An 11,928-nucleotide genomic window follows, 5' to 3' on the forward strand; every position below is an offset into this window, starting at 1 on the left:
AGCCCAAGATAGCCGCCGGGCTCAGGCTTCCCACTCGCACCTCCCGGGTTGAGCGCCGCGCGCCTCAAGCTCCTTGGTTGCCGCTGTCGCCAGGAGTCTGGCGGGACGCCGGGTCCTCGTCCACGGCTCGGGCCTGCTCACCCACCCACACGGCGATCTGGGCGCGCGAGTTGAAGCCCAGCTTGTTCAGGATGTGCTCGATGTGCCCTTCGGCCGTGCGCTGGGCGATCACCAGCGAGGCCGCGATCTCCTTGTTGGTCAGCCCCTGGGCGACGAGCCCGGCGATCTCCATCTCCCGCCGGGTGAGCGGCGCCGCTTCCTTCCTCGCCGCCGGGCCGCCCTTCGCCGCCTGCTTCGCCGCCTGCGTCTCGCCGGGCATCTCGTCGTGGAGCGCGAAAGCGATCGCGTCGTCGTAGCCGAGCCGGGCGCCCTGCCGGAACGCGGAGTTGAACGCCGGCTCCCCCAGCGCCTTGCGCGTACGGCGCTCGCATTCGTCGTGATACTGAACCAGGTGCCCGTACCCGGACAGGGGCGCTCCGATCGAACCCCAGAGGGTCTCCAGGATTCCCAGCAGCCGCGCCGCCCGCTGGAAGTTCCCCTGCGTCGCCGCGACCCAGGCCAGCACCTCGAGGTTGACCCCGACGCCCAGCGGATCGTCCAGCGAGCGGTTGACGGCCAGGCTCTGTTTCTCCAGGTCGATCGCGCGTTCTGCCTCCCCTTGCCGCCAGACCTCCACGCCGAGGGCCATCATCGTGTACGCCTTGTGCCAGCCCTCCCCGTAGGAGTCGCACACGGCCAGGCAGTCGTCGCCCAGGGAGATCGCGAGGGCCGAGTCGCCCAGGTAGGAGTGCGCGAGCGACAGCCGGATGAGCGCGAGTGCCATGCCCACGGGGTCTTCGACGGCCCGGAGCAGCGACAGCGCCTCCTCGTAGAGCTTGATCGCGTATTCGGCGTCGCCGCCGTACATGGCGATCATGCCGCAGTACAGCGCCACGTACCCGCGGACCGAGTCGTCCTCCAGTTGCTCGCCGATGCGGCGGCTCTCGTCCAGCATCGTCGTGGCGGCGGTGATGTCGGCCTGGATGATGGCCAGCCAGCTGTTGGCCCACAGCGCCCGCGCGCGCACCCGGGTGGGGTCGGTGTCGGCGGCCAGCCCACGGTCCAGCCAGCGCCGGCCCTCGCCGAGGTAGTAGCTGGTGATCCAGTGGTAGAGCATGTCCGTGGCCATGGTGAGGCCGGACCTGACCTCCGACGGTTCGGTGAAGCAGTGTTCGAGCGCGGCCCGCAGGTTGGCGTGTTCCAGCTGCAACCGGGTGAACCAGTCCACCTGCGACGGCCCGAACAGTTCCTCCCGCGCCTGAGCGGCGAGGTCCCGGTAGTAGTCGCGGTGCCGCGCCTTCATCACGGCCTCCTGGCCGGACTCGACGAGGCAGTCGCGCCCGTACTGCCGGATGGTCTCCAGCAGCCGGTACCGGACGCCCAGCCGGTACTCCTCCCTGATCAGGACGGACTTGTCCACCAGGCCGATCACCAGGTCGACGACCTCGTCGCGGTCGATGCCGTCCACGGAGCAGACCGCCTCCGCCGCGTCCAGGTCCAGACCGCCGGCGAACACCGACACCCGCTCCCACAGCAGCCGTTCCTTGTCCGAGCAGAGGCCGTAGCTCCAGTCGATCAGCGCGCGCAGCGTCTGGTGGCGGGGCAGTGTGGCCCGCGATCCGGCGGTGAGCAGCCGGAACCGGTCGTCCAGCCGGTCGAGCAGTTGCTGGACGGACAGCGCCCGCAGCCGGACGGCCGCCAGCTCGATCCCGAGCGGGAGGCCGTCCAGCCGACGGCAGATCCGGGTCACCAGGCTCTGGTTGTCCTCGGTGACGGCGAACGTCGGCAGCACGGCCTTGGCGCGCTCGGTGAACAGCCGCACCGCGTCGAACTGCATGAGCGACTCGACGGACTGCCGGGCCCCTTCGAGGTCCGGCAGCGCGAGGGTCGGTACGGGCAGGGTCTGTTCACCCGCGATGCCCAGCGCCTGCCTGCTGGTGGCGAGGATGCGCAGCTCGGGGGCGGAGCGCAGGAGCGTCTCGGCCAGGATGGCGCACTCTTCGACCAGATGTTCGCAGTTGTCCAGGACGATCAGCGCCTGCTTGTCGCGCAGGTGTTCGATGAGAATCTGCAGGACGGGGTCGGCGCTGTGGTCGCGGATCTCCAGGGCCTCGACCACGGCCTGGCCGAGCAGGTCGGGGCTCTCCAGCACGGCGAGCTCGACCAGCCACACGCCGTCGCGGAACGCCCGCCGCACCTCGTGCGCGACGCGCAGGGCCAGCCGGGTCTTGCCCACCCCGCCCATCCCGGTCAGGGTCACCGCGCGTGAGCCGGACAGCAACTGCTTGACCTCGGCCACCTCGTGCCGACGTCCCACGAAACTCGTCACCTCGGCGGGCAGGTTGCCTGTCTGCTGCCGCTTGGAGGTGCCTGTAACAGATGTCATCAGCCGCCTTATGACGGCCCATCCAGCCGGTCACCGTGATGCTGGATTTGGACCGTCACTATTCAGGTTATGCGAAGGCCGTTTCCTGTGCGGCACTGTGCTCATCAGCGCGCAACCTGAGGCGGGTGCGAAGTTTGACGTGGTATGGGCGCTCAGCGTCCCGACCTTGACGGTGGCGCTCCTAGCGTGGACGGTGAGGTCACAGAGCCTCAAGGGGGAGGCGTGATGTTCATCCAGCTCATTCAAGGTCGGCCGGCCGACGCCGGAGAGCTGCGGTCGGCCCTGGGCCGGTGGGCCCGCGAGCTGTCGCCGGAGGCGCCCGGCTGGCTCGGCACGACGGCGGGCCTGACGGAGGACGGCCAGTTCATCGCCGCGGTGCGCTTCGAGTCGCGAGAGGCGGCGCAGCGCAACGCCGACCGGCCCGAGCAGACCCAGTGGTGGGTCGAGACCGCGAAGCTGTTCGCCGGGGAGATCGTCTTCCATGACTGCGTCCGGGTCCACCAGTATCTGGGCGGAGGGTCCGACTCGGCGGGGTTCGTCCAGGTGATCCAGGGGCGGACCCGCGATCCTGAGCGGATGAGCGAGATCGTCCGCCGCACCGAGCGGGATCTGGCCGCGTTCCGGCCCGACCTCATCGGCGGCACCATCGCCCTGCACGAGGACGACGGATACACCGAGACCGCCTACTTCACCTCCGAGAAGGAGGCCAGGGAAGGGGAGCGCATGCAGCCTCCGCCCGAGCTGCGTGGCGCGCTGGAGGAGTGGATGGGCCTGTTCGAGGGCCGGCCCGCCTACGTCGACCTGCGCGAGCCGTGGCTGTACTCGCCCGGCGCGTGAGCACGTTCGAAGAACGCCGGGGCCGATCGATGACCTGCTCGGCCCCGGCGTTCCCCAGGGTGGGGGCTCAGGATGGCTCGTAGGCCCGCAGCGCGGGGCTGCACGGGCTCAATGTGGGGAGGACGAGCGCGGGCAGCTCGAACCAGACGATCTTCCCAGGGCCGGCGGGCTCGGTGCCCCAGCAGCACGCCAGCATGTCCACCAGGTGGAGGCCGCGCCCCCTGTCGTCGTCCAGGCGGGCCGTCCGCACGAACGGCGGCCGCGGGTCGGCGTCCTCGACCTCGCAGCGCAGCAGGCCGTCCTCGACCGACAGGCTCAGCCGGAAGGTGCCTCGGGTGTGCCGCATCGCGTTCGTGGTCAGCTCGGTGACCAGCAGCTCCGCGACCTCGCCTGGGCCGTCGAAGCCCCACGCCTCCAGCTGGGCGCGCGTCAGCCTGCGCGCCCGGGGGATGGAGACGGGCTTGGCCGCGAACGTCCACGAGGCACGATGGGGTACGACGGGGTGGCCGCTCAGCCGGGCGACGAACCTGCCCCAGACTCGTGCGATCATGCCGCATGTCCGGAGGGGCAGGTGCAGGCGGGGATGCTGCGTCCGTCGGGCAGGAGTTCCCCGGCGTCGTCGAAGCACACCACCCCGTTGCAGAGCAGACCCCATCCTTGCTCCGGGTGGTACGCCACGAGACGCGCTGCCTCGCGGTTGGGAGCATCCGCGGGCGGACATGGGGGCTGGTGCTGGCACATGGCTCGTACCTTCGATCCTCACTTCCAGCGATGGAGATACCTGTTCTCGTCAGCCTTCCCCACAACCCGCACACGGGGGACGTGAGAAATCCCCATATCGGTACCTATTTCTACGTAGGTAGTGCGCGGGTATCCAGCCCGATCCCACCGAAGGGCTGTGCCCCTGGCGGGAAGCGCTCATCTACATCATCACTGTCAGTCCAGGACGCCGGGCAGCGGGCGGCAGACCGACTGCTCGTCGTCGGCGGCGACCCCGAGCCGCATGATCACCTGCGGGTACTCGCCCGCGCACAGCTCCTGGCGCAGGAACTCGCGCAGGTAGTGCACCCCCAGAGCCTGGCTGTGGAACGCGGCGCTGAACCCGCGAGCCGACGCGCGCAGCAGGACGCTCTGCAACGCCTGCCCGGTCGCGATCCACTCCTGCTGGGTGTCGCGCGGGGTGCTGAGCAGCGCCACCACCCCGGTCTCACCGAGCGCGCGGTGATCTGCCTGGCCGTCCCGCTCGTTGCGCCTGTGGCCGTTGACGTGGGACGCCCCCAGAGGCCGGGCCCAGTGCAGCATCTCCAACGCGAACCGCCCCCTGCCCTGCGCCTGCACCGCCTGCGCGGCCTGGGTCAGCGCGGCGAGGACGCGCACCGCCTCGGGCGAGCCGATCACGGTCAGCTTGGCCCCCTCACCGGCCGCGTGCCTGGCCAGCGACTGGACCACGACGCTGGGAACAGGCAGCCCGGTGAACCCGACCCGATGGATGAGCCGCGGTTCGTACCCCTGGACCAGCATCCGTGCCTGGGCGTCGGCCGGCATCTCCGACCCCACGTCGACCGTGGCCAGCAAGCACGGCCGGTCCGGATCGGGCATGACCCGCACTACCGGCCTGTACCCCTCACCCAGCAACGCGGTCCGCATGTTGAACAGAGCCGCCCCGCAATTGATCAGCAACTCTCTCCCGGCCGAGTCGGCCGGGCGCTGCCCCCCGTCGCCATCGGCGCACACACCGATCTCCTCGCCTGCGACGTCGAACGACAACGGCTGCTCGTCGTGCACCGACGACGCGGAACGCGCCGCCTCCAGCGCAGCGTGTACCGCTTCGGCACGCTGCTTTACGATCATGCTAGGCCCCCTCTGCCTGCTCGTACGTCCAGCTGAACAGGAGCGGAGGGGGCGGCGTGAGGGTCTAAAGTCCTTTCCCGGCAGGACGTCGGCCCTCGGTCACGCCCTCGCGGGGTGCGAGCCCAGGACGGCGACCGGGCACGGCGCGTGCTGCAGCACCGTCTCCGCGCCGCCGAGATGGCCGTTCTCGCCGCGTCCCACCACCATGAGCGTCGCCGGCCGGCCCGGGTCCGGGGCCGCCTTGACTTCCACGTCCGGGTGGCCCGCCCGCCAGGCCGCGAGGTCCCCGGCGGCGACGACGGCGAGCTGGCGGATGGCCGCCTCGTCGAACGCGAACTCCAAAACGGCCTCGGACGGCTCCCTGTCGACGACCACGACCGGCCCCGGCCGGGTCGGGGCGGGTAGCGGGCCCGGCCCCCGGACCACGATCACCGGGCAGCCGGCGTGCGCGGCGACGTACTCCGCCACCGAGCCCATGACCGCCCTGGGCAGCGTGCTCAGCCCGCGCGAACCGACGACGACCAGGGCCGCCCCGTCCGACAGCGAGACCAGACGCCGGGCGGCGGACCCCTCGAACAGGTCCGTCTCGACGTCCACCACCGAACTGGTGGACCGGGCGCACTCGGCGCCGTGCCACAGCACGTGCTCGGCCGCCTTGCGCAGGTGCGCCTTGGCCTCGTCGTCGGCCTCGCCGTACGGCCACTGCCAGGCGTGCGCGACGGTCAGCGGCAGTTTCCGGTACTCGGCCTCGTCCATCGCCCAGTCGAGCGCCTGCATGGAGAAGTCCGAACCGTCATAGCCGACCACGACGCGGTTCATGTCAGCTCGCTCCTGTCGGTCGAGGGTCCCATGCCAGCGTCCAGCAGCCGGGAGCCGGCCCGTAGGGTCGAGCGGCCCTGCCCCGGTGGGACCTTGGTCCTCACCACGCCTGTCGGCGCGCTCAGGGGCGGGCGGAGCGGCGGATCACGATGTCGCCGTAGGACGTGCGGGCGTGCACCTCGACGGTCTCGTCAGAGGGTTCGGGGCCGTCGCTCGGGGTCAGGGAGCTGCGGACGGCCCCGGACAGGGTGCGGACGTCCAGCCAGGCGGCGGTGCCCTCGCGCACCCCGAGCTCCAGCTCCCCGTAGGCCGTCTGGAGGGTGACCGAGCCGCGCGCCACCTCGCCGATCCGGACGCTGCCGTAGGCGGTCCTGGCGTCGACCCCGGCGAGGGCCCGGTCCACGGCGATGTCGCCGGAGGCCGTGTTCAGCCGCAGGTCGCCGGTCACCTCGCCCAGCGAGATGCCGCCGTTGGCGGTCCTGACCACCGCCGTGCCGTCGATCCGGCCCATCCGGATCTCCCCGTTGGCCGTGGTGACCTCGGCCTGCCCGGCCGTGCCGGACACCGAGATGTCGCCGGAGGCCGTGTTCAGCCGCAGCCTGCCGGTCTCGTCCAGCCAGATGTCGCCGGAGGCGGTGGTGAGCCTGCAGTCGCCGAGCCGGCCGTCGGAGCGGAAGCGGCCCGTGCTCTTCGCGTCGAGCCCCGACCCGGACGGCAGCTCGACCGTCACGTCCACCGAGCCTCCCCATCCGAGCAGCGACCAGGCCCTCTTCCTGGGCCCCTTCACCAGCAGCCTGCCGTGGGAGTACTCGACCCTGGTCTGCTCGGCGGCCTGGACGTCGGCGTCGCTGGAGGGGTCGCTGGGCCGCACGTCCACGACGGTGTCGGCGCGGTCGCTCGCGTACACGCGCACGTCGCCGACGGCGAGGTCGATGGTGACGTCGATCGGCTCGGGCGTGTCGAACGCCGGCATGACGCTCCCCTCCTGACGGCGGCAGTCACGGCTGCCGGTACGAGTGACAACTGACGGCCGGTGAGCCGGATGGTGTCAGCGGACCCAGCCGGTGTGGTGCCGGCCCATCTGCGACTCGCGCCGGCCCGAACGGCGGTCGTCTCCTTCGAGCGCGGCGGAGACGGCGCGGACGAGCCAGGCGTTGACCGACAGCCCCTCCTAGGCGGCCGCCTGGTCGATGCGCGGCTTGAGATGCTCGGGGACGCGGAGCGAGATCCGCGCCGTGCCACCCTCGTCGGCCTCCGGCGGCGGGGGCTGGACCGGCGGCCGGGTGGTCGGCACACCGGCCTGCGCGCCTTCGGCCGCCTCCTCGAACATCCGGCCGCCCGGCGGCGCGGTGACGACGAAGTCGGGGTCGCGTCCGCGAAGCCGCACGTCGACCGAGCCTGGCGCGAGATCGCGGGTGATCTCGTCCGCGGCGGCCGACAGCGCCTCCAGCAGGGCCAGCCTGGCGGCCGACTCCAGCGGCGCGGCCAGCCGCTCGGCGAGGGCGCGCGCGTCGGGGCCGCCAGCGTCGGCGGCGACCGCGAGCTCACGGCGGAGATAGTCAACGTAGGGCGCGAGGTCCATGACGTCATTATGATGCCGCGACCGCCGACCGCCGGCGGGGCCGGGATGGCGTCGGGGGCGGGTAGCTCCTCGCGGAGAGGGGAGCTAACCCAGGCGTCGACCCACCGCCCGCGATGCACGTAGCCCTACCGCGGCATCAACTTCAGCACGTTGCCCTTCCTGTCCGCCGCGAGGTAGCCGCCGCCGTAATCGTCCATGACGTAGACGAGCAGGACCGGCTGGTTGTCCGCGAACGGCCAGGCGGCCTCCACCGTCACGTAGTGACTGGTCGGCTTGCGGACGCCGAGTTTCCGGTCGGCCGTGCGCAGCAGCGCCGGGAGCGCGTTCCAGTTGAACGATCCCAGCCTGACCGGGCCCTCGCCCGGCATCAGCAAGCTTCCGCCGACATCCCGGCTGACCTGCCCGTCGCGGTAGGTGAGGATGTCGTGGAGCTTCTTCGAGCCGCGGAGGAGGACCTTGGCGCGTGCGAAGTCGTCGTACACGGTGAAGTCGGCGAACTGGGCGCCGTGCGCCTCCTTCTCCAGCACGCCGATCACGTCCCTGATCCGGCTGGGAGTCAGCAGTGTGCCGGGTTCGGGGCTCTCCGGCTCCGTCTCGGAGGTCGAGGGCGTCTCGCGCGCCGTGGTCGGGGTGGCGGGCGTCTTGCGCTTCATGGTCGCGGTGGCGGGCGTCGAGGGATCGGGGGTCGACCTGGCGACGGCGCCGTCCTGGAGCCTGGGGAGGAGGACGAGGACCGTGGTGAGGATCGCGCCGACCCCGGCCACCCCGGCGATCGTCACCGCGCGGCCCCGGCGCGAGCCGGGTCGCGACCCCGGGGCGGTGGTGTCGGCGGCCGAGATCTGGCCGGACGCCTGCGCCAGCATCCAGTCGAGCTCCGCGGCCTGCGGGCGGGCGGCGGGGTCCGGCACCAGCAGCGCCCTGAGGACGTTCGTCAGCGGACCCGCCTGACGGGGCGGCGGGAGCTGGCCGTTGAGCACGGCCGCGAGCGTGGCGATGGGCGTGTCGCGGCGCATCGGGTGGCGGCCCTCCACGGCCACGTACAGCAGCATGCCCAGCGACCACAGGTCCGAGGCCGGGTTGCCCTCCTGGCCGCGCAGCCGCTCCGGCGCGATGTACTCGGGCGAGCCGACCACGTCGCCGCTGGCCGTCAGGCCGGGCGAGTCGTGCAGCGCCGCGATGCCGAAGTCGGTGAGCACCGGGCTGCCGTCGGGTCGCAGCAGGACGTTCGCGGGCTTCACGTCGCGGTGGCAGATGCCCGCCGCGTGGGCGGTCCGCAGCGCGGCCAGGATCCCGCGCCCCAGCCGTGCCGCCTCCGCCGGGGGGAGCGGCCCCCGGGCGAGAAGGTCCTGCAGGGACCGGCCGCGTACCAGCTCCATGACGATCCACGGGTGCGGCATGTTCGGCGCGTCCACGATGTGGTGGATGGTCACCACGTTGGGGTGATGGAGCCGGGCCAGCGCGCGCGCTTCGCGCAGCACCCGTTCGCGCAGCATCCGCGCCCTGCCCGGGTCCTGCTCCTCCGGGCCGGACGCGCGCACCTCCTTCAGCGCCACCTCGCGCTGGAGGGCGAGGTCGTAGGCCCGCCACACCGTGCCCATGCCGCCGCTGCCCAGCTGCTCCAGCAGCTCGAAACGGCCGTCGATCACCATCCGCCCGGGAGTCACAGCGCACAGCCTAGAGCCATCGAAAGCGGGCGAACCACGCGGTTCGCGGCAAGGAGGAAAGCGCCGGCTGGGCGAGGAAAGGGGCAGCCATCTCCTCACCTGGTCAGAACTGGTAGCGGAGTATCCAGCCGCTCTCCCTCCAGGACGGAACCATCCTGATCAAGGCGCACAGTGCCCGATAGTAGAGCGGAGTGCGTGCGAGCAAGGGCGTGTCCAGCTGGTTCTCCTTGTCCACGAAGAGCAGGCGGTCATCGAGCTTCTCGGCTCCTCGCGCGTCGTCAAGCGCCCATTTCTCTTCGATGCCGAACTTCGTGAAGAGCGCTGACGGTCGCTTCTCATGTCGTTTCTTGATCGACGACGAAATGTTGTTGAAGACGAACTCCCCTCGCGGGAAATGGTCCATGATCTGCCGGAAGACCTGTCGTGCCTCGTCCTCGCTGAGAAACCCGAACAGGCCGTCGGCCACCACCACCACGGGTCTGTCGCCCGGGATCTGCGCGAGCCAGCCCGGATCGACGACGGACGCGCCGATGGTGCTGTGTTCCGCGCGTTCGGGGTAGAGCTGCCGCGCTACCTCGATGACGTCGGGGAAGTCCACGTCGTACCAGTGATGGCCAGGCGGCGGATCGATCCGGAAGACCCTGAAGTCGAGCCCGCACCCGAGATCCAGAACGACCGCATCCGGGTTGTTCGCCAGATACTTCGCGACCCACCCGTCCATCACGCGTGACCGGACGGCCACGGCGAACCGTGCGATGGCCATGGACTTGAACGGAGAGAAGTCGAAGCCGAGGCGCTGTACGGCCCGGTATGGCCAGGGATCGCGGAGGATGGGGCGCCGATCTCGGCTGTCCAGCCATCGAAGGTACAACTCGAGGAGCGCGGTTGCCCGCACGCCGGTGAAGTCGGCCGGGATCTTGTCCATGAGCCCTCCTGGTTCTGGTCGTCATCTGTGAGGTTGTGCGGGCTCAGCCGATCGGCAGGTCACGGCGTCGCAGGCCCACCAGGCCGAGCCCGATGAGCACCACCGCCATCGCCGTCAGCACGACCAGCGGCAGCACCCTGACCTCACCGCCGGGAAGCTGCGGGATATGGGCGAACACCGACAGATCGATCACCCACTGGCTGAGTTGCAGCTCCGCGCCGACCCAACCGAACAGCGTGCTCACCAGGAGTACGGCGAACGCGCCTGCGGAAAGGCGGGGCAGCAGGCCGAACAGCGCGAACGCGACCCCGGCGAACACCCATACCGCGGGCAGCTGGACGAGAGCGGCGCCCAGCATGCGCGGCAGTTGCCGGCCGACGTCACCGGTGCTCGTCCCGTACGCCAGTCCGACCGCCGCTCCGAACACGACCAGTCCGAGTGCGCTGCCGAGCAGCGCGAAGGTCAGGTGGCCGCCCGCCCACCGCAGCCGATCGACCGCGGTGGCCAGGACGGATTCCACGCGCCCGCCGCTCTCCTCCGCCCGCAGTCGGAGCGCGGCCTGGATGGCGAGCCCGGCGGAGACCACGCCGAGCATGGTCATCATGCCCACGAGGAACTGGTCGACGACGGTGCCAGGACCGCCTATCCGGGCGAGGACCTCTCGCGCTGCCGGAGTGCTGTTGTTCATCATTTCGCCGAGGCTCTCCGCGATGCTGCCCAGAGCGAATCCGACCAGGGCGAAGCCGGCGACCCTGCCGACCAGTGCCCCGCGGTGCAGCCTCCATGCGAGCGCCAGAGGCGTGCGCAGCCCGGGTGCGGCGTCGGCAGGACCGAGACGGTCGTGGAACAGGCCGCCGCCGAGGTCCCGCCGTCCGGACAGGGTGACGGCCACCGCGGTGAGCGCGGCGACCGCGCAGGCGGCGAGCCCGAGGACCCACCAGCGTTCGCCGCTGAACGGCCGGAACTGACCGGCCCAGCCGATCGGCGACAGCCAGGACACCCAGCCGAGCCCGCCGCCGGCCTTGCCGCTGACATCGCCGATGCCGCGCAGCAGGAACGCGGCGCCGAGGACGACGATCCCGATGCCGCGGGCGCTCCCCGCGCCGGTAGTGAGCTGGGCGACCACCGCCCCCACCGCGGCGAAGACGCACCCGACGGCAGCGAGCCCGGATCCGAACGCCAGCGAACCGGCGGCGGGCAGGCCCTGGCTGATCAGCCCCAGCGCCGCCAGCAGGCCGAGGACCAGGCTCGCGCCACCGGCCGTGATCAGGGCGGCTGCCAGGCCCGCGTGGCGGGAGACCACGGTCGCGCCGATCAGTTCGCGCCGGCCTGCCTCCTCCTCCGCGCGGGTGTGCCGGATGACCGTCAGCATGCTGATCAGCCCGACCACGATCGGGATGAAGCCCGCACGCCAGGCGACCAGTTCGCCCAGGCTCGATCCGTGCAGCGCGCCGTATGTCACGGTGAAGGCCGTGTTGTGGGTGCTCGTCTCCGCGTACTCCTGGCGCGCCTGTGCGGTGGGGTACCCGCTGTTGAAGGCTGCGACGAACGCCAGCGGGAACAGCCACGGGAGGAAGACCCACAGCGGGAGCAGTGCGCGGTCACGCCGCAGCGCGAGGCGGATCAGCTTGCCGGTGCCGGTCATCGCTTCGCCTCCGCGTGCCGTCCGGTGGTCGCGCACGTGCTGGGCGCGATGGAGTTCGTCGCCTCGCCGCGCCAGAGCCTCCACCAACTGCGGGCGGGCAGGCGGGCTGCGGGTGAGCGG

The 11,928-nt window shown here is 71.4% G+C and carries 11 protein-coding genes; 1 reads left to right on the forward strand and 10 read right to left on the reverse strand.

Annotation, left to right across the window (positions count from 1 at the left end):
- Nucleotides 1-64: 64 nt before the first annotated feature.
- Nucleotides 65-2,485, reverse strand: coding sequence for a LuxR C-terminal-related transcriptional regulator (locus tag ABZ297_RS29460; RefSeq protein ID WP_355352415.1), 2,421 nt, complete (start codon nt 2,483-2,485; stop codon nt 65-67).
- 225 nt (nt 2,486-2,710) lie between these two features.
- Here ABZ297_RS29460 and ABZ297_RS29465 point away from each other — a divergent pair, with 225 nt between their 5' ends.
- Nucleotides 2,711-3,322 (forward strand): hypothetical protein, encoded by a 612-nt coding sequence (locus ABZ297_RS29465; protein WP_355352418.1) that lies wholly within the window; start codon nt 2,711-2,713, stop codon nt 3,320-3,322.
- A 67-nt stretch (nt 3,323-3,389) separates the two neighbouring features.
- Here ABZ297_RS29465 and ABZ297_RS29470 read toward each other — a convergent pair whose 3' ends face one another.
- From ABZ297_RS29470 to ABZ297_RS29510, 9 genes are all read right to left on the reverse strand, one after another.
- Nucleotides 3,390-3,872 carry an ATP-binding protein gene (locus ABZ297_RS29470; RefSeq protein WP_355352420.1) on the reverse strand — a complete coding sequence of 161 codons (483 nt, stop codon included), beginning with the start codon at nt 3,870-3,872 and terminating at the stop codon, nt 3,390-3,392.
- Nucleotides 3,869-4,063 (reverse strand): DUF5999 family protein, encoded by a 195-nt coding sequence (locus ABZ297_RS29475; RefSeq protein ID WP_355352423.1) that lies wholly within the window; start codon nt 4,061-4,063, stop codon nt 3,869-3,871. Before ABZ297_RS29475 ends, ABZ297_RS29470 begins: the two co-directional genes overlap by 4 nt.
- A 195-nt stretch (nt 4,064-4,258) precedes the next feature.
- Nucleotides 4,259-5,173, reverse strand: a complete 915-nt coding sequence (locus ABZ297_RS29480; RefSeq protein ID WP_355352426.1) for a hypothetical protein — start codon at nt 5,171-5,173, stop codon at nt 4,259-4,261.
- Nucleotides 5,174-5,272: 99 nt separating this feature from the next.
- Nucleotides 5,273-5,992, reverse strand: coding sequence for a universal stress protein (locus ABZ297_RS29485; RefSeq protein ID WP_355352429.1), 720 nt, complete (start codon nt 5,990-5,992; stop codon nt 5,273-5,275).
- Nucleotides 5,993-6,113: 121 nt separating this feature from the next.
- Nucleotides 6,114-6,965, reverse strand: coding sequence for a DUF4097 family beta strand repeat-containing protein (locus tag ABZ297_RS29490; RefSeq protein WP_355352432.1), 852 nt, complete (start codon nt 6,963-6,965; stop codon nt 6,114-6,116).
- A 198-nt stretch (nt 6,966-7,163) separates the two neighbouring features.
- Nucleotides 7,164-7,574 (reverse strand): hypothetical protein, encoded by a 411-nt coding sequence (locus tag ABZ297_RS29495; RefSeq protein WP_355352435.1) that lies wholly within the window; start codon nt 7,572-7,574, stop codon nt 7,164-7,166.
- Nucleotides 7,575-7,699: 125 nt separating this feature from the next.
- A complete protein-coding gene (locus ABZ297_RS29500; RefSeq protein WP_355352438.1) occupies nt 7,700-9,238 on the reverse strand; it encodes a serine/threonine-protein kinase in 1,539 nt (512 codons plus the stop codon).
- 103 nt (nt 9,239-9,341) lie between these two features.
- The gene (locus ABZ297_RS29505) at nt 9,342-10,163 is read right to left on the reverse strand and encodes a class I SAM-dependent methyltransferase (RefSeq protein ID WP_355352441.1); all 822 of its coding nucleotides are present in this window, start codon (nt 10,161-10,163) and stop codon (nt 9,342-9,344) included.
- Nucleotides 10,164-10,206: 43 nt separating this feature from the next.
- Nucleotides 10,207-11,928, reverse strand: a 1,722-nt coding sequence (locus ABZ297_RS29510; protein ID WP_355352444.1) for a hypothetical protein, incomplete at its 5' end; no start/stop codon positions are given.

Origin of the sequence: Nonomuraea sp. NPDC005983, assembly GCF_040614375.1 — a bacterium.
Lineage (GTDB): Bacteria > Actinomycetota > Actinomycetes > Streptosporangiales > Streptosporangiaceae > Nonomuraea.

Bases quoted from the DNA above. Each gene is read 5' to 3' on its own strand.
- ABZ297_RS29460 (WP_355352415.1), bottom strand. From the start codon at position 2,485: ATGACATCTGTTACAGGCACCTCCAAGCGGCAGCAGACAGGCAACCTG.
- ABZ297_RS29465 (WP_355352418.1), top strand. From the start codon at position 2,711: ATGTTCATCCAGCTCATTCAAGGTCGGCCGGCCGACGCCGGAGAGCTG.
- ABZ297_RS29470 (WP_355352420.1), bottom strand. From the start codon at position 3,872: ATGATCGCACGAGTCTGGGGCAGGTTCGTCGCCCGGCTGAGCGGCCAC.
- ABZ297_RS29475 (WP_355352423.1), bottom strand. From the start codon at position 4,063: ATGTGCCAGCACCAGCCCCCATGTCCGCCCGCGGATGCTCCCAACCGC.
- ABZ297_RS29480 (WP_355352426.1), bottom strand. From the start codon at position 5,173: ATGATCGTAAAGCAGCGTGCCGAAGCGGTACACGCTGCGCTGGAGGCG.
- ABZ297_RS29485 (WP_355352429.1), bottom strand. From the start codon at position 5,992: ATGAACCGCGTCGTGGTCGGCTATGACGGTTCGGACTTCTCCATGCAG.
- ABZ297_RS29490 (WP_355352432.1), bottom strand. From the start codon at position 6,965: ATGCCGGCGTTCGACACGCCCGAGCCGATCGACGTCACCATCGACCTC.
- ABZ297_RS29495 (WP_355352435.1), bottom strand. From the start codon at position 7,574: ATGGACCTCGCGCCCTACGTTGACTATCTCCGCCGTGAGCTCGCGGTC.
- ABZ297_RS29505 (WP_355352441.1), bottom strand. From the start codon at position 10,163: ATGGACAAGATCCCGGCCGACTTCACCGGCGTGCGGGCAACCGCGCTC.